The following is a 26,832-nucleotide window of genomic DNA, read 5'->3' on the forward strand; positions in this document are numbered from 1 at the left end:
AATCAACCCCGGTAGGAGAGATTAACCCCCGTGCATCTGAAGACCCTGACCATGCGAGGATTCAAGTCCTTCGCATCGGCCACCACCTTTGAATTCGAGCCAGGTGTCACGGCGGTGGTGGGACCCAACGGGTCCGGAAAGTCCAACGTGGTGGATGCCCTGGCCTGGGTGATGGGCGAGCAGGGCGCCAAGACCCTGCGCGGCGGCAAGATGGAAGACGTGATTTTCGCCGGCACGTCCGGCGCCTCGGGCCGGCAGGCGCTTGGTCGGGCGCAGGTATCCCTGACCATCGACAACGCCGACGGCGCCCTGCCGATCGAATACTCCGAAGTCACCATCTCCCGCACGCTGTTCCGTGCCGGCGGGTCGGAGTACGCCATCAACGGCAGCCCGTGCCGGTTGCTGGACATCCAGGAGCTCCTGTCGGATTCGGGGCTGGGCCGCGAGATGCATGTCATCGTCGGCCAGGGACAGCTGGACAAGGTGCTGCACGCAACACCCGAGGAACGCCGCGGGTTTATCGAAGAGGCCGCCGGCATCCTCAAACACCGCCGGCGCAAGGAAAAAACCCTGCGCAAGCTCGACGCCATGCAGGCCAACCTGGCGCGGGTGACTGATCTCACGGCAGAACTGCGCCGCCAGCTCGGACCGCTGGGCAAGCAGGCCGCCGTCGCCCGCCGGGCCAAGACGGTGCAGCAGGACGCCCGGGACGCCCGGTCGCGCCTGCTCGCCGATGACCTGGCCACGCTGACCGCTGCCTGGCTGAAGGAAACCGCGGATGAGGACGCCCTGAAGGTGCGCCGCGCCGAGGCGGAGGCCGCCGTCGCCGCGGGGCGGCAGCGCCAGGCGGCCCTGGAAACCCTGGCCGCGGACGCGGCACCGCAGCTGAACGCCGCCCGGGACACCTGGTACGAACTGTCCTCGCTGCAGGAGAGATTCCGGTCCCTCGCCGCGCTCGCCGCCGAACGCGCCCGCCTGCTGGGCACGGCGGAACCCGCTGCGGGCAGCGGCCGGGATCCGGACCAGCTGCAGGCCTCCGCGGACCGGGTCCGGGCGGAAGCCGCAGCCCTGGAAGCCGATATTGAGGGCCGGCGGGCACTGCTTCAGGACGCCGTGAAGACCCGCGAGGCTGCCGAAGCCGACGCCGCAGCCGAGGAGAAGCGGTATGCCTCCCTCCTGCGTGCCGCCGCGGACCGGCGTGAGGGCCTGGCGCGGCTGGCCGGTTCGGTGGAAGCAGCCCGCTCCCGGGTGGCCTCATCCCGGTCCGAAGCGGACAGGCTGCGCGCATCGATCAGCGCTGCCGAGGAACGCCGCATCCGGGCGCAGGAGGAGTTCGGGCAGCTGGAAGGCTCCGCTGCCGGTGCCGAAGCGGGCGAAGCGGACCTGGACGCCGAGTACGAGGACGCGCAGGCAGCTGCGGAGGAAGCCGAAGAATCCCTGCGGCAGCTGCAGCAGGCGCGCCAAGACGCGGTCCGGGAAGCGGAGAACCTGGCCGCCCGCCGGGAGGCACTCGCCGTCGGGCTGGACCGGCGCGACGGCAGTGCCTTCCTGCGGGAAGCCGGGCTGCCCGGGGTGCTGGCGCCGCTGGCGGATCTGATCAGCATCAAGCCCGGCTATGAACGTACGGTGACGGCAGCCCTGGGAACGGCAGCCGATGCCCTGGCTGTCCGGGACCTCGACGCCGCCGCGCAGGCCCTGCAGCACCTCAAGGACACCGGAGAGGGGCAGGCCGCACTGCTGCTCGGCGGGACGACCGCTCCGGACCGGACTCTGCCGGCCGATCTTCCGTCCGGCGCAGTCCCGGTGCTGTCCCTGGTGAGCGTGTCCCTGGTGAGCGCCGACGCCGGAGTGCAGGAGGCGCTGGACGCCCTGCTGGGCCATGCCGTAGCGGTGGCGGACCTGGACGCGGCCGTGAGCGTGGTGTCGGCCGTCCCCGCAGCCACGGCCGTGACGGCGGACGGTGATGTCCTGACCGCCTACAGTGTCCGCGGCGGATCGGCCTCGGCCCCGGGACTGCTCGAAATCTCCGCAGCGGTGGAGGACACGGATGCCCGGCTGGCCGCGGCACGTGCCCGCGCGGAGGAAGCCGGCGCGGGAATCGAGGCTGCCGCCGCAACCGTCCGGGCGTGCCGGGTGCGTTCGGAGGCCGCCCTCGCCGCCCTGAACGAGTCCGATGCCCGGCTCGCCGCCGTCGCCGAACGGCTCGGATCCCTCGGCTCGGCCGTGCGTGCCGCCGCGGGGGAGGCCGAACGGCTCGCATCCCTGCTGGCCGCGGCCCAGGCCAACGTCGCGCAGGACGAAGCGGAGCTGGCTTCAGTGTCGGAGCGTCTTGCTGCCGCCGGCAAGGACCACCGCCCCGGCGAAGAACCCTCCGCGGACCGCCGGGACGCCCTGGCGCTCGCCGCCGCCTCCGCACGCCGGGCGGAAACGGACGCCCGGCTGGCCCTGCGCTCGGCCGAAGAACAGCTCAAGGGCGTGTCCGGCCGGGCCGAATCCCTCGAACGTGCCGCCGCTGCGGAACGCCGGACGCTTGCCGCTGCAGCGGAACGTGCCCGCCGCCGGGCCGGGGAACATGCCCGGGCGGTGGCCGTGGGCAAGGCGGCGGAAGCCGTGCTGGCCCACCTGCAGGTATCCCTGGAGCTGGCTGCGGGGGAGCGGACCCGGGCCGAGGAAGCCCGGAGCGCGGGGGAGGCCGAACTGGCCGCCGTCCGCAGCGCCGTCAATGACGCCGCGGCCGACCTGGCCCGGTTGACGGATTCGGTCCACCGCGACGAACTCGCCCGGGCCCGGCAGCGCCTGCGCATCGAGGCCCTGGAAGCGCGTGCCCTCGAGGAACTGGGCATGACCCCGGAGCACCTGGTGGCGAACTTCGGACCGGACCAGCCCGTCCCGGTGCCGGCCGAGCCGGTCAGCGGAGACAAGTGGGCGGCCCTGCGCGCACCGGTGGACGAGGACGGCAATCCGCTTATGGACGGCATTCCGTATGTGCGGGCCGAGCAGGAAAAACGGCTCAAACGTGCCCAACGGGACCTGGCCGCCCTGGGGAACGTCAACCCTCTGGCCCTGGAGGAATTCGCCGCCCTGGAGGAACGCCACCGTTTCCTGTCCACCCAGCTGGAAGATCTCAAGGCCACCCGCAGGGACCTGCTGGACATCATCGCCGACGTCGACCGCCGCGTGGAGGAAGTCTTCACCGCCGCCTACCGGGACACCGCGGAGCAGTTCACGCAGGTCTTCGGCCGGCTGTTCCCAGGCGGGGAAGGCCGCCTGGTCCTGACCGATCCGGACAACATGCTCACCACGGGCATCGAGGTGCAGGCCCGGCCGGCGGGCAAGAAGATCAAACGCCTGTCGCTGCTCTCCGGGGGTGAGCGGTCACTGACGGCCGTCGCCCTGCTGGTGGCCATCTTCAAGGCCCGGCCCTCGCCGTTCTATGTGATGGACGAGGTGGAGGCGGCCCTGGATGACACGAACCTGGGCCGGCTGATCAGCATCTTCGAAGAACTGCGCGAGTCCAGCCAGCTCATTGTCATCACCCACCAGAAGCGCACCATGGAAGTGGCTGACGCACTCTACGGCGTCACCATGCGCGGCGACGGCGTATCCACCGTCATCAGCCAGCGGATCCGGCGCGGCGGGCACCCCGGTCAGGAACCCGGCGCCCCGGAGGACTAGGCGGCGTAGCGCTGCACGAAGTTGCGCAGCACCCGCGGCGGCACATGGACGGCGGATCCCCGGACGGCGTCCATCACGGTCTCCGCCTCCTCCGGCGCGAAGTAGCCGGCATGCCGGTACACGGAGATCCGCGTCAGCAGCCCGGCCACATCCAGCTCGGGATGGAACTGGGTGGCGTAGAGGTTGGACTGCACCCGGAACATCTGCACCGGGCAGGTGGCCGAACCCGCAAGGTTCACCGCGTGCGGCGGCAGCTTCGCCACGGCTTCCTTATGCCCCACGTAGGCGGCAAAGCTGTCCGGGACGCCGGCCAGGAGCGGATCCCGGCGGCCGGCGTCCGTCAGCCGGACCTCAACCGGGCCCACCGGCTCGCCGTACTGCCGGTCTACCGTGGCTCCCTGGTGCCGGCCCAGCGTGCCGACCCCGTAGCAGGCGCCGAAGAAGGGGAAGTCGCGGGCCACGACGTCGTCAAGCAGCGCGGCCATCTCCGCTTCCACCCGCACCTGGACCGGGGACTTGGTCTCCTCCGGGTCGCTGGAGTTGAACGGGCCGCCGCCCACAATCACGCCGCTGTAGGCATCCAGGTCCACCGGCGGCAGCGGGCCGGCTTCAAGCCGCACCCGGTGCAGCTGCTCCTCGGCGAGCCCGCCGAAACGCAGGAAGGACGCGTATTCCTCGTCGGCGGCATCATCTTCGGCCCGGGTGGCCAGGAGCAGGAAAGGCTTCATTCCTCGATGGTAGTGGGGGCAGGGGCCGGTTTCGGGGCAGGAAGGGTTTCGCGCGCCGCCAGCCAGGCGAGGAAGCCCAGTGCGGCAATGGCGCCCGTGACGCCGAACGCCCACGAGTACCCCAGCGAATCCGCGAGCATGCCGGCGAGGATGGGGCCGGCGATCGCCCCGGTGTCACTGGCCATCTGGAACGTGGCCAGGACCTTGCCGCCGCTGCGTCCGTTGCCGATGATGTCACCGACCGCCGCCTGCTGGGCGGGATTGAGCAGCCCGGTGCCCATCCCGGCGATCACGGAAATGATCAGGAACTCGGGCACGCTGGAGCTGAAGCCCATCAGCCCGGTGGCCACGGCGTTCACCGCCAGGCCGATCAGGACCATGGGTTTGCGGCCCCAGCTGTCCGCGAGCCGGCCGGAGAAGGTCAGGACGACGGCGGTTCCGGCGGCGAACGCGGTCAGGGAAATGCCCGCCACTTCCGGTCCCGCGGACAGCGCCGCGGCTGCGAACAGCGGGACCAGGGCATTGCGCACGCCGAAGGAGGACCAGCCGTTGGCGAAGGAGGACGCCAGCGCTGCCCGGTAGGACGAATCCCGCAGGGCCTCCCGGACGGTCAGCACCGGCTTCACGGCAGCCGGCGCGTCATCGGCGCCGGCAACGGGACGGGTGTCCTTGAGCCGCAGGAAGACGACGCCGGCGGCCAGCACCAGGGCGGCGGCGTAGACCAGGAACGGCACGCGCAGTCCCAGGCCCGCGAGCAGGCCGCCGAGCAATGGTCCGCCGATATTGCCCAGCAGGAAGGAGGAGGCATAGGCGCTGGAAACCCGGCCGCGGACCTCCGGAGGTGCCAGCCGGATGATCAGTGCCATGGCCGAGATGGTGAACATGGTGGAGCCGATGCCGCCCAGGCCCCGGAAGACCAGCAGCTGCCAGTAACTCTGCGCAAAGGCACACGCGGCCGTGGACAGGGCCACAATCAGCAGCCCGGCAATGTAGACGGGGCGCTCGCCGAGTTTTTCCAGCAGAACCCCGCCGGCCGGAGCGAACACCAGCCGGGTGAACGCAAACGCACTGACAATCACCGAGGACGCCGTGACGCCGACGTCGAAACTCTGTGCAAACTGCGGCAGTACCGGTGCCACCAGGCCAAAGCCAAGGGCTATGACGAAGGCGGCCGCGATAAGGACCTGGATTTCCTGCGGGATTCGGATTTTAGGGGAGCGCACCATGATAAGGCGATTGTCTCAGATTCCCCGGGAGTCGAGGATCATCGTGTGAGAAGCTTGGGAGCGTGAATGAGACCCTTTCGATAGTGATCTATGTCCTTGTTGCGATCGCCGTTGTCGGCTTCTCCGCGACACTGCTGGTACGGACCCGGCGTACACCCAAGAGCATGTACCCCACCCGCCGGGACGCCAACGATCCGGTGACCGGAACCGGGGGCGGCACCGACACCCTGGAGGCACCGCCGGCGGAGACCGACGTCGTTGTCCCGGATGACCTGCGCGGCCTGGAGGAAACCCCCGCCCCGCCGGCGCCGTCCATCGAGACGCCCGAACCGGTGCAGGGCCGCCTGGCCCGGCTGCGCGCCCGGCTGGCCAAATCCAACAACGCGCTGGGCAAGGCGCTGCTGGCGCTGCTCTCCCGCGACACCATCGATGAAGACGTGTGGGACGAGATTGAGGAAACCCTCCTCCTCGCCGATCTGGGCACCGAACCCACCATGGAACTCGTGGACGCGCTGCGTCAGCGGGTCAAGGTGTCCGGCAGCCAGGACCCGCAGGAAGTCCACGCGATGCTGCGCGAGGAACTGATCAAGCTGGTGGACCCCACCATGGACCGTTCCCTCGCCGTGACCCGCCACGCCGAGACCCCGGCCATCGTGATGGTGGTGGGCGTCAACGGCGTCGGCAAGACCACCACGGTGGGCAAGCTGGCCCGCGTCCTCGTAGCCGAGGACAAGGATGTGCTGCTGGGCGCCGCGGACACCTTCCGTGCCGCCGCCGCCGAGCAGCTGGCCACCTGGGGACAGCGTGTGGGAGTGCCCACCGTCCGCTCCGAGATTGACGGCGCAGACCCGGCCTCCGTGGCCTTCGAAGCGGTCAAGGCCGGCATCGAGGGCGAGGTGGACGTGGTCCTGATCGACACCGCCGGACGCCTGCAGAACAAGGTGGGCCTGATGGACGAGCTCGGCAAGGTCAAGCGCGTCATCGAGAAGCAGGCCGCCGTGGACGAGGTCCTGCTGGTCCTGGACGCCACCACCGGCCAGAACGGCCTGACCCAGGCAAAGGTCTTTGCCGAGGTGGTCAACATCTCCGGCATTGTCCTGACCAAGCTGGACGGCACCGCCAAGGGCGGTATTGTCGTCGCCATCCAGCGCACCCTGGGTGTGCCGGTGAAGCTGGTGGGGCTGGGCGAAGGCGCCGATGACCTGGCGCCGTTCGAAGCCGAGAGCTTCGTGGACGCACTGCTGAGCTAGCCGCCCGCAGCACCACCCCGCAGCAGAAAGGGCCCCGTACTCGCTAGGAGTACGGGGCCCTTCCCTTTGTGCCGGAGTGACGGAGGCAGCCGGGATCAGTTCACCGGAATCAGAACGTGAAGTTCAGGATCGTCACGGTACCGGCGGTCAGCGGGAACGTCTGGGTGGCGGAACCGTACTCAAACCCCGGGACGGTCAGCCGTTCGGCGGCCGGCACGCCCTCTGCGGCGCGGCCGTCAATCAGGGTGCTGTCCTGGGAGGAGTAGGAGGCGCCGGTCATCTGCGTCATGGTGCCGGTGAGGGCCTTGCCCGGCAGCTGCAGGCTGACCTCGGTCTGGGCATCGGTTTCCGGGTTGTTGTTGTTCACTACGGCCACGCTCACGCTTCCGTCTGCGTGCCGCACCGCGTACGGGTAGGAAAGGCCGCCGCCCGCGGTATCGAGCTTCAGGAAGTCGCCCGGCTCCATCTCCGCGACCATCGACATCCCGTAGTAGTTGGACCGCTCGTCGACCTGGCCGTTGGGCTGCAGGTAGGCCCCGCCCACACAGATGGCGGACATGGGCGGACCGCCGGTGCAGGTGATCAGGGAGCTGTGGAAGCTGACCCTGGAGATGCCCATCTGTGCTGCGCTCAGGGCATAGTCCGCGCTCCACACCGCCGAGGCGTGCGTTTTGGTGGTTTCGTTGCTGCCCGGGCAGGCGGAGACGCCGGTCTCCGGGATCCACGCCTGAAGCCCGGCCTCCTGGGCAGGCTTCAGGCCCACCGCGCGGAAGTCGTTGGCGTGGTCATGGATGTACCTGCCCGTCAGGTTCGCCATGGTCGGTTTGCCCAGGGGATCCGAGCCCTCGCAGGAGGAGAGCGGGTAGTGATGGTAGGAAAGGATCCGCTCCTGGGGCAGCTCGGTTTTGGCGAACGCCGCCCACCAGGAGGACTCGTAGGTGCCCGGGCCGACAATGGGCACCTGCGGCGCCACAGCGTGCATGGCCTCGGCATAGGCCTTCAGCTCCACCAGATAGGCATCGATGCCGTAATCGGATCCGCGCAGGCCGGTCTTGGCGAACCCGTTGGGCTCGTTGCCCACCGTGACGCCGACGAGGCGCTCGCCGAAGGCGGCAGCGGCAGCCCTGGTCATGTCCGCGGCGCGTGCCGGATCGTAATGCCCCAGGTCCACCGTGAGGGAAATCTGCCCGTCCACGGCCTCCAGGAGCGTATTCACGCGCTCCAGATCGGCCGGGGTGACCGCCCGGACCGGATGGGCCTCGTCGCCGCTGAGGTTTCCGGGGATGGCTTCCCCCGTGGAGGTCCAGAAGAAACGCCGGTCCACGGCGTTGCCGCCGAAGCGCAGCAGCGGGCGGCCCAGCCCGGTCAGCGACTGCACCATCTCGGGGTTGTCTCCGGACAGCGACGGATCGGCGAGATCGGTGGCCTCCAGGGAAAGCCCGATCAGGCCGTCGGACAGCGACGTGCCGAGGGTTTCCGCCGCCACGTCGATGCTGAGCGGCTCTACCGGATTCAGCGGGGATCCGGCCGGCGGGCCGGCCTGTTCGTAGAACGTGAACTCCGGAGCGGGCGGCAGGGTCGGCTTCGCCGCAAGGGTGAAGGGTGTGCCGCTGGGTGCCGACGCGGCACCGGCGGTGTCCGGGTCCTCCTGGAGCAGGGGAACCGCCACGGCGGCGGCGGCGACAACTGCGACGCCGGCTACGGCGGCGAGTACCTTGGTGCGGCGTCGTACGGGCTTTTTCGGGTCCGGAGTGTTTTGGTCTGGGCTCGCGTGTGGCACGGGGCATGGTCCTTAGGGGTTTGAGACAGTGCCCTCATCCTAGCGACCCGGCTGGCCGGTTCCCCGCGTCCGCCGCGGACGGGGAAACCTCACGGAAACGTGCCCGACACGATCCTTTTACCGGGAGCAGTGGTCTGTAACCTCCCGGCAACACCACCAGCCCCACCCGGAAATCTGGCCCCGGCAGAGTGGTTTCCAGGTGGGAGAGGCCCGCCAAACGTGAAGGGACGTGAAGATGGATCTGTCAGCAGGTCACGTCTGGGTAATGGTTTCGGCAGCGCTCGTGCTGCTTATGACGCCGGGCGTGGCATTCTTCTACGGCGGCATGACCCGCGCCAAGGCCGCCTTGAACATGATGATGATGAGCTTCGTCTCCATCGGGCTGGTTGGCGTGGTCTGGGTACTCTGGGGCTTCTCCATGACGGGCGGGAACGGCGTCGCCGGCCTGTTCGGCAATCCCTTCACCTCCTTCGGACTGGAGGACATCCTCGGCAGCGAGGACCTGATCAGCGCCGGCTACGGCGCAACATTTGCCATCATCACCGTGGCCCTGATCAGCGGCGCGATAGCGGACCGCACGAAGTTCGGCGCCTGGGCAGTGTTCGTGCCCGTCTGGGTGACCCTGGTCTACTGCCCGCTGGCCTTTATGGTCTGGGGCGGCGGGCTGCTCGGCGCGGAGGGCGCGGTGGGCTCCGTGGTGGGTGAAGCCATCGACTTCGCCGGCGGTACCGTGGTCCACATCAACGCCGGCGTGGCCGGCCTGGTCCTGGCCCTGATCATCGGCAAGCGCAAGGGCTTCGGCAAGGACCCCAACCAGCGCCCGCACAACATCCCCTTCGTGATGCTCGGCGCGACGCTGCTCTGGTTCGGCTGGTTCGGTTTCAACGGCGGCGCCGCCGGCACCGCCGAAGAGGCAGGCCTTATCTGGATCAACACCCTCGCTGCTCCTGCCGCCGCCATGCTCGGCTGGCTGCTGACCGAACGGGTGCGGGACGGCCGCGCCACCTCCTTGGGTGCAGCATCGGGTGTTGTGGCCGGGCTCGTGGCCATCACCCCGGCGTGCGCCAACGTCAGCCCGCTGGGCGCGGTGGGGCTGGGACTGATTGCCGGTGTGCTGGCAGCCCTGGCCGTTGGTCTGAAGTACCGGTTCGGCTATGACGATTCGCTCGACGTTGTCGGCGTGCACCTGGTGGCCGGCCTGGTGGGCACCCTCGCCCTGGGCTTCATCGCCCTGCCGGTCGACGGCGCCGGCGGCGGCCTGTTCTACGGCGGCGGTTTCGGGCAGCTCGGCGCCCAGCTGGCCGCAGCGCTGGTCGCCATCGTGTTCGCCGGCGTCATGACCCTGGTGATCGGCCTGGCCATCCACAAGACCATGGGCTTCCGGGTGTCCGAAGAGGCCGAGGTCAACGGCGTGGACCTGAGCGAACACGCGGAAACCGCCTATGAATTCGGCGGACTGGGTACCGGCGGGTCCTTCACCCCCTTCCCGGAGACAGCACGCACCACCAGCACTAAGGAGACGGTCAACTCATGAAACTCGTAACCGCTATTGTCCGGCCGGAGAAGCTCGACGCGGTCCGGGGCAGCCTGGAAAGCTACGGGGTCCAGGGGCTGACCGTCAGCTCCGCCAACGGGTACGGCCGCCAGCGCGGACACACCGAGGTTTACCGCGGGGCCGAATACACGGTGGACCTGCTGCCCAAGGTCCGGGTGGAAATCCTGGTGGCCAATGACTGGGTCAACGACATTGTGGACGTGCTGGTCTCCACGGCCAACACCGGACGCGCCGGGGACGGCAAGGTCTGGGTGGTCAACGTGGAGGAGGCCCTGCGGGTCCGGACGGGGGAACGCGGAGACAGCGCCTTGTAGCGGCAGAAAACCGCAGGAGGAACCCGCCCGGCTGGAGCTCCAGCCGGGCGGCTCCGTGTGCGGGGAAGGGCAGAGGGGCAAATAGCCGGACCGGCTTGGTACCCTTAACAGCTGGGCCTGCCAACATGGCGAAGAACTGACGAAAGAAGTGCGCGGCGCGTGTTCAATTCACTGTCTGACCGGTTGACTTCAACCTTCAAGAACCTCCGCGGCAAGGGCCGGGTGACCGAGGCCGATGTCGACGCCACCGTACGCGAGATCCGCCGCGCCCTGCTGGACGCCGACGTCGCCGTTCCCGTGGTGCGGGCGTTCACTGCCTCCGTTAAGGAACGTGCCCTCGGCCTGGAGGTTTCCCAGGCCCTGAACCCGGGCCAGCAGGTAGTCAAGATTGTCAACGAGGAGCTCAAAGCCATCCTCGGCGGCGAGACCCGGCGGCTGCGCCTGGCGAAGAACCCGCCCACGGTCATCATGCTTGCGGGCCTGCAGGGTGCCGGTAAGACCACCCTGGCCGGCAAGCTTTCCAAGCACTTGAAGTCCCAGGGACACAGCCCGCTGCTGGTCGCCGCGGACCTGCAGCGCCCCAACGCCGTACGCCAGCTGCAGGTCAACGGTGAGCGCGCCGGCGTACCCGTCTACGCCCCGCACCCGGGTGTCTCCTCCGAGTTCGAGGCAGCCACCGGTGACCCGGTTGCCGTCGCCCGCCAGGGCATCGAGGAAGCCCGCACCAAGCTGTACGACGTCGTCATTGTGGACACCGCCGGCCGCCTGGGCGTGGACGCCGAACTGATGCAGCAGGCCGCGGACATCCGCGCCGCCATCAACCCGGACGAAGTCCTGTTCGTCATTGACGCCATGATCGGCCAGGATGCCGTCAACACGGCCCAGGCGTTCAACGAGGGCGTGAACTTCACGGGCGTGGTCCTCACCAAGCTCGATGGCGACGCCCGCGGCGGTGCCGCCCTGTCCGTGGCATCGGTGACCGGCAAGCCGATCATGTTCGCCTCCACCGGCGAGGCCCTGACCGACTTCGAGGTCTTCCACCCGGACCGCATGGCCAGCCGCATCCTGGATCTCGGTGACGTCCTCACCCTGATCGAACAGGCCGAGCAGAGCTGGGACAAGGACGAAGCGAACCGGATGGCGAAGAAGTTCGCCGACCAGGAAGACTTCACCCTCGACGACTTCCTCGCCCAGATGCAGCAGATCCGCAAGATGGGATCCATGAAGAAGATGCTCATGATGATGCCCGGCGCCGCCGGCATGCGTGAGCAGCTGGAAAACTTCGACGAACGCGAAATCGACCGCGTGGAAGCCATTGTCCGCTCCATGACCCCGCACGAGCGGGTAGCCCCCAAGATCATCAACGGTTCCCGCCGCGCCCGCATTGCCCGCGGTTCCGGCGTGCATGTCTCCGAGGTCAACGGCCTGCTGGAACGCTTTGTCCAGGCGCAGAAGATGATGAAGAAAATGGCCCAGGGCGGCGGCATCCCGGGCATGCCCGGGATGGCGGGACCCGGCGGTTTCGGCGGTGCACGCAAGAAGCAGCAGGCTGCCAAGGGCAAGAAGAAGGCCAAGTCCGGCAACCCGGCCAAGGCTGCCCAGGAACGCGCAGCGGCCGAGGCCCGGGCTGCCGGTGCCCGTAAGGCACTGCCGACCGGCAGTGCCTTCGGCGCCCAGGACGCGGATTTTGACCCCGCGTCCCTGAACCTGCCCAAGGGCTTTGATAAGTTCCTCGGTAAGTAAGGACCAGCCATCCCTTCCATAACGCCGGACCTCCTGTCCGGCGTTATGTGTTTAATAGCCGGTGGGCGCTTTCCGCTGCGCACCGGGGAACCCAGGCACCAAAGGAAGGGGCCAGCATGGCGGCACAGGGCCTGACCGGCTTTTACGGGTCGGTCTTCCGGCGCAGCATCACGGCCCGCGTTCTGATCCGCACCACGGATGACCGCGTGCTGCTGCTGCGCAACGGCGCGGACTGGGAGCTGCCCGGCGGTGTGGTGAAAAGCGGGGAGGATCCCCGCTCGGCCGCACGCCGCAGCGCCCGGGAAATCCTGGACCCGGGGTTCGACGTTGGCCGCGTCCTGGTGCTGGAGTATGTGCAGGGAGTCCAGGGGCAGGGGGACTCGATTGCCTTCCTGTTCGACGGCGGCACTATAACCACTTCCGTCACCTCCTTCACCGGCGCCGGCGGAGAGCGGGAGGCACGCTTCGTTCCCCTGGAGGACGGCGGCGGGGGACTGGCGGGGGAACGGCTGCGGGCCGCGCTTCAGGCCCTGGAACTGGGCACGATAGTGGAACTCGTAGACGGACAACCTGCCGTGCCGGCGCCCCTCGCCGCGCCGTCGGACCGCAGGATGATGCCTTCGATGGAGGGCTTCTCCGGAATTCTCGGACGCTGAAGTGATGGACGCCCGGAGCATCCGGGAGGCGGCGCCCGGGGACCTGCCGTTCCTGCCGGCACTGGAGGAAGCCTCCGACACCCTGCTCGGCGCAGCCGCGGGGATGCGCTCGGCCCCGGCGGACCTGCCGCCCGCGGCAACCCTCCCGGAGTTTGCCGCCGCCCGCGGCCTCCTGGTGGCCGGTTGGCCGCCCGTCGGCTTTGCCCGCCTGGAGGAGCTCGACGGACAGGCCCACCTTGAGCAGCTGTCAGTCCACCCCGATGCCGCCGGCGCCGGGCTGGGCCGGGCACTGGTGGAGGCAGCACTGGACTGGGCCCGCAAACAGGGCTACGTCTCCATGACCCTGTGCACCTTCCGCGATGTCCCCTTCAATGCCCCGTTTTATGCCAGCTGCGGCTTCGATGTTGTGCCTGCGCCCGACGGTGAACTGGCCGAACTGCGGCAACACGAAATCAGTGTCGGGATGGATTCCCTTGGACGACGAGTAGCCATGCGTGCCCCGCTGCGGCGGTAACTGGAAAAGCAGCGGCAGCAACACGTGTTCTACGATCCCGGCGATCCCGACGACGCCATAGTCGAAGGAGACACGAAGTCCTACGTGCCGCCGGTTATTTTCCTGACCATCTTCACGGTCGTCGGCGGCTTTTTCACGTATGCCATGGTGGAGACGACCATCAAAGCCAGGAGAAAAACGTAGGCGCAGGCGGTCTAGCCGTGCCGGCGTGACGAGGCAAGCATTAAGAAATAGGTGAAGCTTCAAGTAAGCTCATTGCATGAACCTTCAAGTAAATGACCTGCTGCCGTCCGATCTGTCCATGGGCACGGTAATGCTCAAGGTGGGAGACATGGCGACGGTCTCCGCCTATTACCGCGGCGCCATCGGACTGGACGTGGTCGCCGAAGCCGACGGCGGCATGTACCTGGGCCGCGGTTCCGTGCCCCTGGTGCATCTTGCTCCGGCGCCGGGGCTGCAGGTCGCCTCGCGGGGCGAGGCGGGACTGTTCCACACCGCCATCCTGTTCGAGACGCAGGAGGACCTCGCCGCCACCGTGGCCGCCGCTGCACGGTTTGACGCAGCAGCCTTTGCCGGGTCCGCGGACCACCTGGTCAGCGAGGCGTTCTACTTCACCGACCCCGAGGGTAACGGCATTGAGCTCTACTATGACAAGCCCCGCAACGACTGGGAGTGGAGGAATACGGCACAGGGCACGGAAGTGAAGATGGCTTCCCTCGCCCTGTCCCCGCAGGCCTACCTGCGCGAACATTTGAGCGAAGCGGCACTGGACGGACCCGGCGCCGCCGATGCCGCCGTCGGGCACGTCCACCTGCAGGTGGGGGACACGGAAACCGCCGCCGCTTTCTATATCGACACGCTCGGCTTCGAACGGACGGCCGGCTTCCACGGGCAGGCCCTGTTTGTTTCCGCCGGCGGCTACCACCACCACATGGCCATGAATGTGTGGAACAGCCGCGGTGCCGGTCCGCGCCGGGACACCCTGGGACTGGGTGAGGTGCTCATCAGTGTCCCCTCGGACGACGACGTCGCCGCGCTGGCGGACCGGCTCCGGTTCGCCGAAGTTGCCAGCCGCTCCACGGGTGCGGAACTGTGTTTCGAGGACCCGTGGAGCAACCGGCTCCGTGTCGCCGCGGGCTGAAAATCCGTTGATCCGCAGGACGGCGGCGAAAGTCGCAAAAGACGGAACCATCTGGCACAATGGTCAGGTACTCGATCTGCGCGGCCCCTCTCTCCGTGCATGCATCTTGTCCTTTTGAACCCCAACGTTATGGCCCGCCCCACGGGAGCAGAAGTACGGGTTCGCCCCATTTCAGATCAGGAGTGACCACAAAAGTGGCCGTAAAGATTCGCCTTAAGCGCCTTGGCAAGAAGTTCTCAGCACACTACCGCGTGGTTGTCATGGATTCCCGTGCCAAGCGCGATGGCCGTGCCATCGAAGAAATCGGACTGTACCGTCCGACCGAAGAGCCGTCGTACATCGACATCAAGTCGGACCGTGCGCAGTACTGGCTCGGCGTCGGTGCCCAGCCCACCGAGCAGGTCGCAGCACTGCTGAAGATCACCGGTGACTGGCAGAAGTTCAAGAACATCGAAGGCCAGGAAGGTACCCTGCGTACCAAGGCCCCGAAGGAGCCCTTCGTGGTTCCCGAAAAGAAGTCCGTGATTGTCCCCGAGGCCATCACCCCCAAGGCCAAGAAGGAGGAGGCTCCCGAGGCCTCCGCCGAGGCTGAGGCAGAGTAACTTGCTCGCTGAAGCGCTGGAGCACCTCGTGCGCGGAATCGTTGACAGTCCCGAGGACGTCAAGGTTTCCGCCAAGAGCAACCGCCGGGGGGAAACCCTCGAGGTTCGGGTTCACCAGGACGACCTTGGCCGGGTCATCGGCAGGCAGGGACGGACCGCACGCGCACTGCGCACGGTCATCGCCGCCCTTGCCAACGGTGAGCAGGTACGAGTGGACGTAGTGGACACGGACCGGCGCCGCTGACCCGATCGATGATCGGCTGCGGTGCAGCGGAAGCGAACAGTTCTTCATTGCAGTATCGGAAGTAAAGCAGTAACAGCAGCACACAGGATCCGGCCCCGACACCAGATAATGGTGAAGGGGCCGGATTTGTTTCAGGCGCCGGCCAACAAGGGCTTACGGCGCCCCCATAGAGGAGATTCCATGCAGTTACAGGTGGCACGCATCGGCAAGCCGCACGGCATCCGCGGTGAAGTTACCGTCCAGGTGCTCACCGACGCGCCCCAGGACCGGTTTGTTCCGGGTACCGAACTTACCGTCGAACCGGCCTCGAAGGGCCCGCTGACCGTGATCAGCGCCCGGTGGAACAAGGACATCCTGCTGCTGGGATTCGAGGAGGTCGCGGACCGTAACGGCGCGGAGGAACTGCGCGGCGTGAAGCTGTTCATCGACACCGAAACGGTGGATGAGGATGACGACGACGAAGGCTGGTACGAGCACGAGCTGGTGGGCCTGAAGGCACGGGTGGGCAACGACGTCGTCGGCACCGTCAGCGCGCTCCGCACCCTCACCGTCCAGGACCTGCTGGTGGTCGAGGACAGCCGCGGCGAGGAAATCCTCGTGCCGTTCGTCGAGGCGATCGTCCCCGAAGTCAACATCGAGGACGGCTACGTGCTGCTGACTCCGCCGGAGGGCCTCTTCGAGCTCAACAAGCCCGAGGATAAGAAGGAAGCAGCTCCGGCCGAGACGAAGGAAGCCGGACAGTAAGTGCGCATCGACGTCGTTAGTATCTTCCCGGAGTACCTCGCCGCCCTGGAGCTGTCCCTGATCGGCAAGGCCCGGGCCGAAGGCCTGCTGGACCTGGCCGTCCATGATCTGCGGGATTTCACCACCGACCGGCACCGCACCGTGGATGACACCCCGTACGGCGGGGGAGCGGGCATGGTCATGAAGCCCGAACCGTGGGCCCAGGCGCTCGAGGCGGTAGCCGGTGACGAAGCGGCCGGCGGCGGCGCCCGGCCGGTGCTGATTGTCCCCTCGCCTGCCGGTGCGGTTTTCACCCAGGCCATGGCCTACGAGCTCGCCGAAGAGAAGCACCTGGTCTTTGCCTGCGGCCGCTACGAAGGCATTGACGAACGGGTCCTGGAATGGGCCCGGGACCGCTTCGACGTCCGTCCCGTCAGCCTGGGCGACTACGTGCTCAACGGCGGTGAAGTCGCAGTGCTGGCCATGGTGGAAGCCGTGGGCAGGCTGGTGCCCGGCGTCGTCGGCAACCCCGAGTCCCTCGTGGAGGAATCCCACTCGGACGGACTGCTGGAGTACCCGGTGTACACCAAGCCCTCTGCCTGGCGCGAGCGTGCCGTCCCCGACATCCTGCTCAGCGGAAACCACGGCAAAATCGCCCGTTTCCGCCGGGACGAGCAGCTGCGCCGCACCGCGGCCCGCCGCCCGGACCTGATCGAAAAGCTCGACCCGGCGTCGCTGGACAAGGCGGACCGGGCCACCCTGGCGGCGCTGGGCTACGGCATCCGCGACGGCAGGATCTGCCCGCCGGCCTGATCCCGGTACGGATTAGTGCGGTTCACGGTCCGTATGGCAAAATAGGGAGTTGTGTCATCTGGGTCCGTACCTGCCACAGGGGGAACGCGGCCAACAGATCAGCACACCGGCAGCCCATCCTCGGTCCTGCCGGTCTATTTAGCTTCGACAGCATCCGTGCAGCCTTCGGGCGCATTCTTGCTGCCGTTACCAAAGTGAATGACCTGTGGCGTTCACCAGGAGTGATACACCATGCACATCCTAGATTCTGTTGACGCAGCTTCCCTGCGTACGGACATCCCCGAGTTCCGCGCCGGTGACACCGTCAAGGTTCACGTAAACATCATCGAAGGCAAGAACACCCGTGTTCAGGTCTTCCAGGGCTTCGTGCTCAAGCGCCAGGGCGACGGCCTCCGCGCGACCTTCACGGTCCGCAAGGTCAGCTTCGGCGTGGGCGTGGAGCGTACCTTCCCGGTACACTCCCCGGTCATCGACAAGCTCGAAGTTGTTTCCAAGGGCGATGTCCGCCGCGCGAAGCTGTACTACATGCGCGATCTGCGCGGCAAGGCAGCCAAGATCAAGGAAAAGCGCGACTTCCGTCCCGCCAAGTAACTTACTTGTCTGCAGCATCCGCCTCCGGGGATCCCTCCGCGAAGCACACGAAACGCCGGCCCCGGTTTGTGGGCTGGCGTTTTGTGCTATGTGCTCTCGCCGCGGCCGTGATCCTCGCCGCCCTCGTCCGGGCGTTCCTGTTCGATGTCTTCTACATCCCCTCCGACTCCATGCAGCCGCTGCTGGAACCCGGTGACCGGATCCTGGTTTCCCGCACCGCCTATGACACGGAGCAAATCCAGCGCGGCGATGTCGTGGTGTTCGACGGGCGGGGTTCGCTGGCTCCCCTGCACAGCGGACGCCCGGCAGTGGCCGACGCCGCGGTCACGGTGGGGCGCTGGCTCGGACTCGCCGGCAGCGACACGGTCTACGTCAAACGGGTTCTCGGCGTGGCCGGGGATCACGTGAGCTGCTGCTCCGACGGGGATCCCCGGATTACGGTCAACGGAACTCCGGTGGACGAGTCCTACGTTTATCCGGGGGATACTCCCAGCGACTCCGCGTTCGACGTCGTCGTCCCCGACGGCAGGCTGTGGCTGCTGGGGGACCACCGCTCCGTCTCGGCGGATTCCCGTTCGCTGCTGGGCGCACCCGGCGGCGGCCTGATTTCCACGGAACGCGTCATCGGAAGGGCGGAGCGGATTCTTTGGCCGCTCGAACGCGGTACCAGTATTGACCGGCTATCCTTAGGAGCCGAGTGGAACACGGAGAAATAAGAGGAAACGCAATGTCGCAGCAACCGGACCAGTCCCCTGACGGGACGCCCGGCTCCGGGGAACCGCGGAACCATGCAGCGAAGACGCCGAAGGAGAAAAAGCGCGGCTTCGGTGCCTGGGTCAGGGAAGTCCTGACCATCGTGGTGATTGCCCTGGTGCTGTCCTTCCTGATCAAGACGTTCCTGTTCCGGGCGTTCTACATTCCCTCCGGGTCCATGGAGGAGACGTTGGAAATCAACGACCGCATTTTTGTGAACCTCTTGGTTCCCCAGCCCATCGACCTGAACCGCGGCGACGTCGTCGTTTTCAAGGACACCAAGGGCTGGCTGCCGCAGACCCCCGAGAAGGCATCGAACCCGGTCCGTGAGGCATTGACCTTTGTGGGACTGCTGCCGGACGAGTCCCAGCAGCACCTGGTCAAGCGGGTCATCGGCACCGAGGGCGACCATGTGGTGTGCTGCGATGCGGACGGCAGGATCACCGTCAACGACCAGCCCCTGGACGAGCCCTACCTGTATCCCGGCGCCGCTCCCTCCGACGTCCCCTTCGACGTGGTTGTCCCCGAGGGCAAGGTCTGGGTGATGGGCGACCACCGCAACGCCTCCGCGGATTCCCGCGAGCACCAGTACGGTGAGGGCAACGGTTTCGTGGACGTGGAGGACATTGAGGGCAAGGCGGTCGTCACGGCCTGGCCCCTGAACCGCGTCGGCGGAGTCAGCAGTTACCCGGAGGTCTTCGAGAACGTGCCCGAACCGAGCGGCGGCCAGTGAGTTCCACGGCCAAGGCCCCTACCCTGCGGTATGAACGGACGTTTGCCGCCTCCGGGCACCGGATCCTTGCCGGGTGCGACGAAGTTGGCCGCGGCGCCCTCGCCGGACCGGTATCCGTGGGCCTGGTGGCTGTGGATTTGGCGGCCGTGCGGTCGCTCAAGGGGGTCCGCGACAGCAAGCTCCTGTCCGTGGCGGACCGGAATGCCCTGGTGCCGCAGATCAAGAAATGGGCCCTCGCCTGGGGCGTGGGCCATGCCACGGCCGCCGAGATCGACCTGCACGGGCTGACGGCGGCCCTGCGGCTTGCCGGAACCCGCGCCTGGGACCAGGTGTGCCTGACGGTCCGCCCCGACGTCGTGCTGCTGGACGGCAATTACAACTGGCTCTCGCCTGAGCAGCAAGGCAGCCTCTTTGACGATCCTGACCAGCCGGCCGCAGGCTGCACGGCGCCCGTGCACACCCGGATCAAGGCGGACATGCAGTGCCTGAGCGTGGCGGCGGCCAGCGTCCTGGCTAAAGTTGAACGCGACGCCATGATGGTAGAGTTTGCCGCTGCGAACCCGCATTATTCGTGGGAGATCAATAAGGGCTATGCAACCGGGGCCCACCGCGCGGCCATCGACGTCCATGGCCCTACTCCGCTGCACCGCATGTCCTGGCGGCTGGGGTCGAAGCCCCGCCCGGGGGAACCGGTGCCGGCGCCGGGGGACGACTTAAGCACAGTTGGGGGATGATAGGAATATGAGCGCCGAAGACCTTGAGAACTATGAAACGGACATGGAGCTCCAGCTGTACCGGGAGTACCGCGACGTTGTAGGCCTCTTCAGCTATGTGGTGGAAACGGAACGGCGTTTCTACCTGGCCAACCATGTGGATCTGCAGGCACGGTCCGCCGACGGCGAGATCTACTTCGACCTCACCCTGCAGGACGCCTGGGTCTGGGACGTCTACCGGTCCGCCCGGTTCGTCAAAAGCGTGCGGGTGATCACGTTCAAGGACGTCAACGTTGAGGAATTGACCCCCAACGATGACCTCACCCTGCCCAAGCCGGACGAACTGTAGCGTTTATTCCGTGGTCCCGGGGACGGCAGGAAGCCGCCGGGCGGCGTCCGCCCAGCTGAGCGCGGGCTCCTGCGGATCACCGCTGGCCAGACTGGAGATCCAGCCTTCCACCATCTCTCCCCGGTGGTTCAGCAGGTAGGGAACGGCGATGGGCTGCGGGAACCCGCAGCGCCAGACCGCCTTATAACTGGCGACGTTGCCGGCGTTTGCCGTCCAGGTCACCACGCTCCAGTCCAGCACCCCGAAGGCATGGTTTACTGCCAGCCGGACGGCGCGCGACATCAGGGCCCGGCCGCGGAATTCCGGTGAGACAACGAACCCCAGGGAGCCCGAGGCTGCGCCTTGGAAGCGCAGGTCAATGGTTCCCGCATAGCTGCCGTCGACGTCGAGGGCCCAGGACACCGTGTTGTCCTGCGGGACCGAAATGATCTCCAGATACTCCCGTGCCATTTCCGGGGTGTAATCCAGCGGAACGGTGGTCCACCGAACGGACAACGGATCCACGCAGCGCGCATGTACGGCGTCAAGGTCAGCCATCGTGTGCGGTCGAAGCAGGAGCGTATCGTCGCGTAGCACCGGAATCTCAAAAGCCATGCGGAACAGCCTAGCCGACGGTGCCCGCCTAGACTTTTCCCATGCCTGAATCCGATCCGCCGGGTTTTGACGCCAATCTCCGGCTCTATGCCCAGATGAAGCCCGACGGCGCGTCGCTGGCTCACCTGGTGTCCCTGCAGGGGGTACTGCCCTCCGGCGGCCGGCTGGTCCCGCGCCGGCAGCTGCACGGAACACTGATCCATTTTGGAAAAGTGAGGGATGTGTATTGGGTCATTCGTGAAGAAACGGGCATTTCCCGCGCCGCCTACGAATCTCTCCTCGGCGGATACATTGCCCGGACGGAGGCGCTGCTGCCGTCGTCGTCGTCCTTCCGGCTCGAACCGGCCGGACTGGCGGGGTTCGGTGCGCGGGGATCGACCCTGGTGGTGGAATACCAACCGACGGCGGAACTCACAACCCTGCACGGGCAGCTGTTCACGGTGCTGGTGGACTTCCTGACTGCGTGCGGCGTGTCCGATACGGCCGCCTTCATGGCGGCCGATCCGAACTTTATGTTTGCCTCAACACTGCGGCCGCACATCACCCTGGCCCGGGGATACTCCGGCCCCCTGCCGGCGCTGCGGCTGGAACCGGTGAGGTTGATACCGATGCCGGTGGTGTACCCCGGACACTGAAGCTGTCCGGGGTACACCGGCCGGTTAGGGCCTAGGCCTTCCTGCGGCGGGCCATCACCACCAGCGTCGCTCCGAGAGCGAGGATAGCGGCTCCGGCTACGGCAAGCCAGGTGCCGCCGGCGCCCGTGTGGGCAAGCCCCGCATCAGGTACGCGGGGGTTCGCATTGGCGGCAGCGGGGGGAGTGGTGTCCGTTCCCGCCGGCAGCAATGCTGCCACCGGGGTGCTGGACGGAGCGGACGGGGTGGACGGCGGGGTGACTGCTGCCACCGGGGTGCCGGGCGTGGTCGACGGGGTCGGGTCCGTGACGGGCTTTTCGGACGGCTTGTCCGTGGGGTTCTCCGAGGGCTTCTCGGACGGGGTGTCTGAGGGCTTGTCAGACGGCTTCTCGGACGGGGTGTCCGAGGGCTTCTCGGACGGCTTCTCCGACGGGGTGTCGGTGGGCTTCTCCGACGGCTTGTCAGACGGCTTGTCCGACGGGGTGTCCGAGGGCTTGTCAGACGGCTTTTCTGACGGCTTGTCCGAGGGCTTGTCAGAAGGCTTGTCCGTGGGTTTTTCGGACGGGGTATCCGTCGGTGTGGGCTCCGGGGTGGGATTCTCCGTGGGCTTTTCCGACGGGGTGTCGCACTCCGGGACCGTCATCAGCTCAGCAAGTTCCTGATGCTTGTTGTCCTTCAACGTGGGATCCCCGGGGAAGCTGGAATCCGGGTAGCGGAGTGTCTTCGGCCACTCGTACGTCCCCTTGAACTCGAGTACGTCCTGCTGGATTGCCCAGCCGGTTCCGCACACTTCGGAAGGCACCAGTGCTGAGACATCGGTGAACCACTCGTGGCCCGGCTGCTTGGCCAGGAAGTTCTGCTCCCCGGAGTTCTCCCAGGCGGCAGGCTTCTCGGGGTCCAGCTTCTGGTACAGGTAGACCCCTGTTTCGGTCACGGACGTATCCGACGAGGGAGAATGGGCCGGCTCCGTGGTCAAAGGACCTCCGGTCGCTGGCATGGCGGTGGCCAGAGCAGGCCCGCCGGTGGCAATCGACAGCCCTGCAATGGCTGCAAATCCGGCCACGAGAGCAGGTGTATTTCTCTTGCGGTTTCGCATGATTTCCTTTTGTGGATCGAATTACTCGTTTGCGTCGCTATCCTTGCGGGGGTATCTCAGTGTTTCCTTCAGGAATTACGCAGGCTCCGAGCAAGAACCGCGCAAAAATCGCATCCGCCCACCTTCTTAACCTCGACATACAGGGACCTGTGTGTTTGAACGGCGGGTTCTCCACAGCAGGAACACCCTGTCCTGCCGCACGCCCGGTCCGGAGGACAGGGTGGATGCATGATGAGAGCCAAAGACATCCTGGGCAGCCGCGGCGAGGAACTGGCCGCGCAGTACCTGACCAACGCCGGGTTACGCATCATCGACCGCAACTGGAGGTGCCCCGAGGGTGAAATCGACATAGTCGCGGTGGATGGGGCAACCCTCGTGGTTGTCGAGGTGAAGACGCGCTCATCCCTGGACTTCGGCCACCCTTTTGAAGCGATCAGTGACGCGAAGCTGGCACGCCTGCATTTGCTCGCCGGCGCCTGGGCACGCGCGCACAGCCGCTATTTCACCCACCGCAGGATTGACGCCGTCTCCGTTCTGGACAATGGACAGACCAGGCCGGAGGTGGAGCACCTGCGGGGCATCGGCTGATTTCGCCTGCAGATGGATATCGCCTCCGTGCTGCCGAGAGGGCGGGAACTCGTCCATGCCTGTCGTAGCATGGACGAAAACCAATGGGGGACTCTCAGTGCAAGATGGAGTGGAAACACCGGCAACGCCAATCGGGTCCCTTGAACCGGTGGTCTTTCCCATTCCCCGGTGGACCGTGTTTGCCCTGGCTGCCGGCTGCCTGGCTTTCGTCCTGCTGGGACTTTTCATCATCGATATCGCCGGGTCCAACTTCGGAAAAACCGTTGGAGCGATCTCCATTGTCTTTTTCGGAGCGGGCGGAGGGTTCGCCGTCCTGCGAATGCTGCGCGTACCGGTTGTCCTCACCTTGTCCGAAGAAGGCATTCTGGTGCAGGCCGGCGGGTTCATTCCATGGGACGACGTGGAGGAAATCGGGATCGGGCGAACCGGCGCCGGGCCCGCGGGACCAAAGATTATCGGGATCCGCCTGAAATCCAGCGAACGTTACATCGCATCGTTCACGCCGGAAGAGCAACGGTTGATGCGCGGAACCGCCAGAGCGGGCCGGGTTGCAGGCGCAGCTTTGCGGAACGCACCCATGCGATCAACCCGACGGGGTGCCAGGCAACTGGGATCCCTCCCGCAGCGGGATCCCGCGGCAATGGTGCAATGGGTCCGGAACGTCTCGGGATGGGACGTGACCCTTTCGCCGCTTGTTTTTGGGCGGCCCAGTGCAGGAGTCATACGCGACATCGAAACCTACCACCAGGCCGTTAGGAAACGTCGGCGACGTTTCTAGGGGCCTTTTCCACTCTTCCTCCCCAACCCCGATCCGCCGCCCGGGCGGGGCTCCGTGTCTACATCGGAGGACGGGAACTGCCCGGACCACTCGCTCCGGGAACAGTCTGGAGGCATGGAAACCAACTACACCCCCGGCACCCCACGGGGCCGCGCCGCGGTCGCTGAACACTGGGTAAGGCCGTGAGCCTGGGCAGGACCTATGGAGTAGGTCTGGTGGGGCTCCAGGGAAGAATAGTCGAAATCGAAGCGGACATCGGCCAGTCCCTGCCGTCCTTCGTTCTGCTGGGGCTGCCGGACGCCTCCCTGAACGAGGCCCGGGACCGGGTGAAGTCGGCGGCGAAAAACGCGGGGCTTCCCCTGAGCCGCCGGCGCATCACCGTGAATCTCATGCCGGCAGACGTTCCTAAACACGGCTCCGGCTTCGATCTGGCCATAGCCGTCGCTGCACTTTGCGCCGGTGGTGTGCTGCGAAACCCGGGCCGGTGCATCTTCCTCGCCGAACTTGGACTGGACAGCAGGCTCCGCCCGATCAGGGGCATACTCCCGGCAGTTATGGCCGCGGTTGCCGCCGGGTACAGCAACTTTGCCGTGGCGGCGGAGAACGCCGAGGAAGCTGCCCTGGTCCCTGCAGCCCACGTGCGCGGATACTCCTGCCTGGCCGAGGTGGCAGCCGATCTTGGTGCCGACCCCGGGCAGCTGAACTTTCCGTTGCCGGTTGCCCGGACCGGTCAGGAACCGGATCCGGAGGAGGGCGCGGCAGACGTCCGGTTTCCCGATCTCGCCGACGTAGCGGGTCAGGCCGAGGCCCGGTTCGCTGTCGAAGTGGCCGCTGCGGGAGCACACCATCTGTTGATGACAGGCCCGCCGGGGGCCGGAAAGACCATGCTGGCTGAGCGGCTGCCCGGCATCCTGCCGGATCTTTCCAATGACCAGGCCATGGAGGTCACAGCCATCCATTCCCTGGCCTGGCAGGGACGGCCGTGCCGGCAGCTGCTGCGCAGGCCGCCCTTCGAAAGTCCGCACCACACCGCATCCACGGCAGCGGTAATCGGTGGCGGTTCGGGTATTCCCCGTCCCGGCGCCGCATCCCGGGCGCACCGCGGCGTGCTGTTCCTTGACGAAGCGCCCGAGTATGAGCGGCGGGTTTTGGACGGCCTGCGGCAGCCCTTGGAAAGCGGCAGGCTGGTTCTCCACCGGGCCGCCGGAACTGCTGTATATCCGGCACGCTTCCAGTTGGTCTTGGCGGCGAACCCCTGCCCCTGCGGACTGGCCGCGGGTAAGGGGATTGAGTGCACCTGCACCCCGCAGCAGCGGCGCCGCTATTTCAGCCGGTTGTCCGGGCCGCTGCTGGACCGGGTGGATCTGCAGCTTTCCGTTCAACGGGTCTCCCTGGGCGACTATTTCGGTGGTCAGAGCACGGAGGCCAGCTCGGCCGTGGCGGCTCGGGTGCAGGAGGCCCGGAGGCTGCAGCGCGTGAGGTTGGGTCCACTCGGCTGCGAAACGAATGCCGAGGTTCCCGGTACCCTGCTCCGGAACAGCCTGCGGCCGCCGGTCGGGGCAACAGCGGCACTGGACCGGGCGATGGAACGGCAGCTGTTGACGGCCCGGGGTTACGACAGGGTGCTGCGGGTGGCCTGGACCGTCGCCGATCTCGGCGGACACGGAACACCGGACGCCGACGACGTCGGGCAGGCCCTGGCCTTCCGCCGGCAGGGGGCGGCAGCATGAGCGTCGACGCGGTGCTCACGGCACGCGCTGCACTATCCAGGCTGTTCGAACCCTCGGACATGGTAGGCCTGGCTCTCGTGGCGGCCGCCGGTCCGGAACAGGCCCTGCGGATCGCCACCGGGCAACAAGCGGCACCGCCGGCAGTGGCGGCCGAAACAGCCGGATACCTGTCTTCCGGCGGCAGCCGGGGAACCGCCCTCGCAGAGGGGCTCCAGCGGTGGGCGCCCAGGATTCCGGACCTGGCTCCGGGCCGGGACCTGGACGCCATACGGCGGCTGGGCGGGGAACTTCTTGTCCCCGAGGATTCCCGCTGGCCGGAGTCGCTGCGCCACTTGGACCTGGGCATGCCGCTGTGCCTGTGGGTGCGGGGCAATCTGACCCGGGGTCTTCCGGTCCTGGAACGGACCGTGGCAGTGGTTGGCTCCCGGGATTCCACCGGATACGGCGTATCCATAGCGGGGGACATTTGCGCGGGGCTGGCCGGCCGCGGATACACCGTCGTCTCCGGGGGAGCCTATGGAATTGACGCCCAGGCGCACCGCGCCGCACTCGCGTCGGCATCCGCCGGCACCACGGCCACCATAGCGGTCATGGCGTGCGGAGCGGACCGGTATTACCCGGCCGGCAATGAGGATCTGCTGCGCACGGTCGCTGCCCGCGGACTGCTGCTGTCCGAGGTTCCGCCCGGCTCGGCACCCACCCGCTGGAGGTTCCTCCAACGCAACCGGATCATTGCCGCACTGAGCGCCGTCACAGTGGTGGTCGAGGCACGGTGGCGTTCCGGAGCCCTGAACACTGCCCATCATGCCGCGGAGCTGGGGAGGGCAGTCGGTGCCGTGCCGGGCTCGGTATATTCCGCCAACTCCGCCGGGTGCCACCGCCTGCTGCGTGACGGGAGTGCGGTCTGCGTGACCGACGCACAGGAGATCGCCGAACTGGCCGGGCCGCTGGAAACCCCTGTGACGGATACCGCGGCCACCGACGGTGAACGTCCTGCGCGCCCGGGCGGTGCCGGTCCGGAGAAAGGCGGAGATCCCACCGGTAAGGGTTCAAACCATCGGGCAGTTCACGACGGACTAACCGTGGAGGACCTGCTCCTGCTGGATGCACTGCCCGTCCGCAGCGGAACCACCGTGGGCAAGCTGGCCACCGTCGCGGGCCTGTCCCCTCCGGGGGTACGTGCCGGGCTGGCCCGGCTGGAACTCGAAGGCCTGGCAGTACGGTCCGGCGCGGACCTATGGCGCCGCGGCCGCCACTAACTGAACCGGACCTGCATCTTCTGCTTCACCGTCTAGGAAGGGAAACACCATC

At 67.2% G+C, this 26,832-nt stretch carries 28 protein-coding genes; 23 read left to right on the forward strand and 5 right to left on the reverse strand.

Annotated features, from left to right (window positions below):
• The first annotated feature begins 30 nt into the window (after nt 1-30).
• The gene (gene smc, locus GD627_RS06310; protein WP_194265986.1) at nt 31-3,675 is read left to right on the forward strand and encodes a chromosome segregation protein SMC; all 3,645 of its coding nucleotides are present in this window, start codon (nt 31-33) and stop codon (nt 3,673-3,675) included.
• On the opposite strand, the gene GD627_RS06315 is transcribed toward smc, so the two are convergent.
• On the reverse strand, nt 3,672-4,403 hold the full coding sequence (locus GD627_RS06315; RefSeq protein ID WP_152271835.1) for a glutamine amidotransferase: 732 nt from the start codon (nt 4,401-4,403) through the stop codon (nt 3,672-3,674). The two genes, smc and GD627_RS06315, sit on opposite strands and share 4 nt — an antisense overlap.
• Complete coding sequence (locus tag GD627_RS06320; protein WP_152271836.1) at nt 4,400-5,629, reverse strand: MFS transporter; 1,230 nt, start codon at nt 5,627-5,629, stop codon at nt 4,400-4,402. Before GD627_RS06320 ends, GD627_RS06315 begins: the two co-directional genes overlap by 4 nt.
• Nucleotides 5,630-5,691: 62 nt before the next feature.
• Between GD627_RS06320 and ftsY the strand changes: the two genes are divergently transcribed.
• Nucleotides 5,692-6,879: a signal recognition particle-docking protein FtsY gene (gene ftsY / locus GD627_RS06325; protein WP_146364425.1), complete on the forward strand. Its 1,188-nt coding sequence runs from the start codon at nt 5,692-5,694 to the stop codon at nt 6,877-6,879.
• 109 nt (nt 6,880-6,988) lie between these two features.
• Here the strand turns inward: ftsY and GD627_RS06330 are convergent, their stop codons facing one another.
• Nucleotides 6,989-8,659 (reverse strand): hypothetical protein, encoded by a 1,671-nt coding sequence (locus tag GD627_RS06330; RefSeq protein WP_152271837.1) that lies wholly within the window; start codon nt 8,657-8,659, stop codon nt 6,989-6,991.
• 235 nt (nt 8,660-8,894) lie between these two features.
• On the opposite strand from GD627_RS06330, the gene GD627_RS06335 reads away from it, so the two are divergent.
• The 16 genes from GD627_RS06335 to GD627_RS06405 all read left to right on the forward strand — a co-directional run bounded on the left by GD627_RS06335 (nt 8,895) and on the right by GD627_RS06405 (nt 20,103).
• Entirely contained in the window at nt 8,895-10,193 is a 1,299-nt protein-coding gene (locus GD627_RS06335; RefSeq protein WP_152271838.1) for an ammonium transporter, read from the forward strand.
• Nucleotides 10,190-10,528: a P-II family nitrogen regulator gene (locus tag GD627_RS06340; protein ID WP_146364419.1), complete on the forward strand. Its 339-nt coding sequence runs from the start codon at nt 10,190-10,192 to the stop codon at nt 10,526-10,528. Before GD627_RS06335 ends, GD627_RS06340 begins: the two co-directional genes overlap by 4 nt.
• A gap of 159 nt (nt 10,529-10,687) precedes the next feature.
• Nucleotides 10,688-12,271, forward strand: a complete 1,584-nt coding sequence (gene ffh, locus GD627_RS06345) for a signal recognition particle protein (protein WP_152271839.1) — start codon at nt 10,688-10,690, stop codon at nt 12,269-12,271.
• Nucleotides 12,272-12,387: 116 nt separating this feature from the next.
• Nucleotides 12,388-12,927: an NUDIX domain-containing protein gene (locus GD627_RS06350; RefSeq protein ID WP_152271840.1), complete on the forward strand. Its 540-nt coding sequence runs from the start codon at nt 12,388-12,390 to the stop codon at nt 12,925-12,927.
• Between the two features lie 4 nt (nt 12,928-12,931).
• Nucleotides 12,932-13,441 carry a GNAT family N-acetyltransferase gene (locus GD627_RS06355; RefSeq protein WP_152271841.1) on the forward strand — a complete coding sequence of 170 codons (510 nt, stop codon included), beginning with the start codon at nt 12,932-12,934 and terminating at the stop codon, nt 13,439-13,441.
• A 24-nt stretch (nt 13,442-13,465) separates the two neighbouring features.
• Entirely contained in the window at nt 13,466-13,624 is a 159-nt protein-coding gene (locus GD627_RS16450; protein WP_153297119.1) for a hypothetical protein, read from the forward strand.
• A 76-nt stretch (nt 13,625-13,700) separates the two neighbouring features.
• The gene (locus GD627_RS06360) at nt 13,701-14,582 is read left to right on the forward strand and encodes a VOC family protein (RefSeq protein WP_152271842.1); all 882 of its coding nucleotides are present in this window, start codon (nt 13,701-13,703) and stop codon (nt 14,580-14,582) included.
• Between the two features lie 194 nt (nt 14,583-14,776).
• Nucleotides 14,777-15,184 (forward strand): 30S ribosomal protein S16, encoded by a 408-nt coding sequence (gene rpsP, locus GD627_RS06365; RefSeq protein WP_146364409.1) that lies wholly within the window; start codon nt 14,777-14,779, stop codon nt 15,182-15,184.
• A 1-nt stretch (nt 15,185) separates the two neighbouring features.
• Nucleotides 15,186-15,428 carry an RNA-binding protein gene (locus GD627_RS06370; protein WP_146364407.1) on the forward strand — a complete coding sequence of 81 codons (243 nt, stop codon included), beginning with the start codon at nt 15,186-15,188 and terminating at the stop codon, nt 15,426-15,428.
• Nucleotides 15,429-15,608: 180 nt separating this feature from the next.
• Nucleotides 15,609-16,172 (forward strand): ribosome maturation factor RimM, encoded by a 564-nt coding sequence (rimM, locus tag GD627_RS06375; RefSeq protein ID WP_146364405.1) that lies wholly within the window; start codon nt 15,609-15,611, stop codon nt 16,170-16,172.
• A complete protein-coding gene (gene trmD, locus GD627_RS06380) occupies nt 16,173-16,964 on the forward strand; it encodes a tRNA (guanosine(37)-N1)-methyltransferase TrmD (protein WP_146364403.1) in 792 nt (263 codons plus the stop codon).
• Between the two features lie 231 nt (nt 16,965-17,195).
• On the forward strand, nt 17,196-17,555 hold the full coding sequence (gene rplS, locus GD627_RS06385; RefSeq protein WP_146364401.1) for a 50S ribosomal protein L19: 360 nt from the start codon (nt 17,196-17,198) through the stop codon (nt 17,553-17,555).
• Between the two features lie 5 nt (nt 17,556-17,560).
• A complete protein-coding gene (gene lepB / locus GD627_RS06390) occupies nt 17,561-18,271 on the forward strand; it encodes a signal peptidase I (protein ID WP_152271843.1) in 711 nt (236 codons plus the stop codon).
• 11 nt (nt 18,272-18,282) lie between these two features.
• The gene (gene lepB, locus GD627_RS06395) at nt 18,283-19,041 is read left to right on the forward strand and encodes a signal peptidase I (protein WP_152271844.1); all 759 of its coding nucleotides are present in this window, start codon (nt 18,283-18,285) and stop codon (nt 19,039-19,041) included.
• Nucleotides 19,038-19,775 (forward strand): ribonuclease HII, encoded by a 738-nt coding sequence (locus tag GD627_RS06400; protein ID WP_152271845.1) that lies wholly within the window; start codon nt 19,038-19,040, stop codon nt 19,773-19,775. Before lepB (GD627_RS06395) ends, GD627_RS06400 begins: the two co-directional genes overlap by 4 nt.
• Before the next feature lie 7 nt (nt 19,776-19,782).
• A complete protein-coding gene (locus GD627_RS06405; RefSeq protein ID WP_146364393.1) occupies nt 19,783-20,103 on the forward strand; it encodes a DUF2469 domain-containing protein in 321 nt (106 codons plus the stop codon).
• Nucleotides 20,104-20,106: 3 nt separating this feature from the next.
• Here the strand turns inward: GD627_RS06405 and GD627_RS06410 are convergent, their stop codons facing one another.
• Nucleotides 20,107-20,697 carry a GNAT family N-acetyltransferase gene (locus GD627_RS06410; protein ID WP_152271846.1) on the reverse strand — a complete coding sequence of 197 codons (591 nt, stop codon included), beginning with the start codon at nt 20,695-20,697 and terminating at the stop codon, nt 20,107-20,109.
• 41 nt (nt 20,698-20,738) lie between these two features.
• Here GD627_RS06410 and GD627_RS06415 point away from each other — a divergent pair, with 41 nt between their 5' ends.
• Complete coding sequence (locus GD627_RS06415) at nt 20,739-21,332, forward strand: 2'-5' RNA ligase family protein (RefSeq protein ID WP_152271847.1); 594 nt, start codon at nt 20,739-20,741, stop codon at nt 21,330-21,332.
• Between the two features lie 31 nt (nt 21,333-21,363).
• Here GD627_RS06415 and GD627_RS06420 read toward each other — a convergent pair whose 3' ends face one another.
• Nucleotides 21,364-22,263 (reverse strand): LPXTG cell wall anchor domain-containing protein, encoded by a 900-nt coding sequence (locus tag GD627_RS06420; protein ID WP_194265987.1) that lies wholly within the window; start codon nt 22,261-22,263, stop codon nt 21,364-21,366.
• Nucleotides 22,264-22,656: 393 nt separating this feature from the next.
• Here GD627_RS06420 and GD627_RS06425 point away from each other — a divergent pair, with 393 nt between their 5' ends.
• The 4 genes from GD627_RS06425 to dprA all read left to right on the forward strand — a co-directional run bounded on the left by GD627_RS06425 (nt 22,657) and on the right by dprA (nt 26,780).
• A complete protein-coding gene (locus GD627_RS06425) occupies nt 22,657-23,013 on the forward strand; it encodes a YraN family protein (RefSeq protein ID WP_152271879.1) in 357 nt (118 codons plus the stop codon).
• A 109-nt stretch (nt 23,014-23,122) separates the two neighbouring features.
• Nucleotides 23,123-23,791, forward strand: coding sequence for an STM3941 family protein (locus tag GD627_RS06430; protein ID WP_152271849.1), 669 nt, complete (start codon nt 23,123-23,125; stop codon nt 23,789-23,791).
• 182 nt (nt 23,792-23,973) lie between these two features.
• The gene (locus GD627_RS06435) at nt 23,974-25,521 is read left to right on the forward strand and encodes a YifB family Mg chelatase-like AAA ATPase (protein ID WP_152271850.1); all 1,548 of its coding nucleotides are present in this window, start codon (nt 23,974-23,976) and stop codon (nt 25,519-25,521) included.
• Nucleotides 25,518-26,780 (forward strand): DNA-processing protein DprA, encoded by a 1,263-nt coding sequence (gene dprA, locus GD627_RS06440; RefSeq protein ID WP_152271851.1) that lies wholly within the window; start codon nt 25,518-25,520, stop codon nt 26,778-26,780. Before GD627_RS06435 ends, dprA begins: the two co-directional genes overlap by 4 nt.
• The last annotated feature ends 52 nt before the right edge of the window (nt 26,781-26,832 follow it).

The sequence above is a fragment of the Arthrobacter yangruifuii genome (assembly GCF_009192775.1).
Lineage (GTDB): Bacteria > Actinomycetota > Actinomycetes > Actinomycetales > Micrococcaceae > Arthrobacter_B > Arthrobacter_B yangruifuii.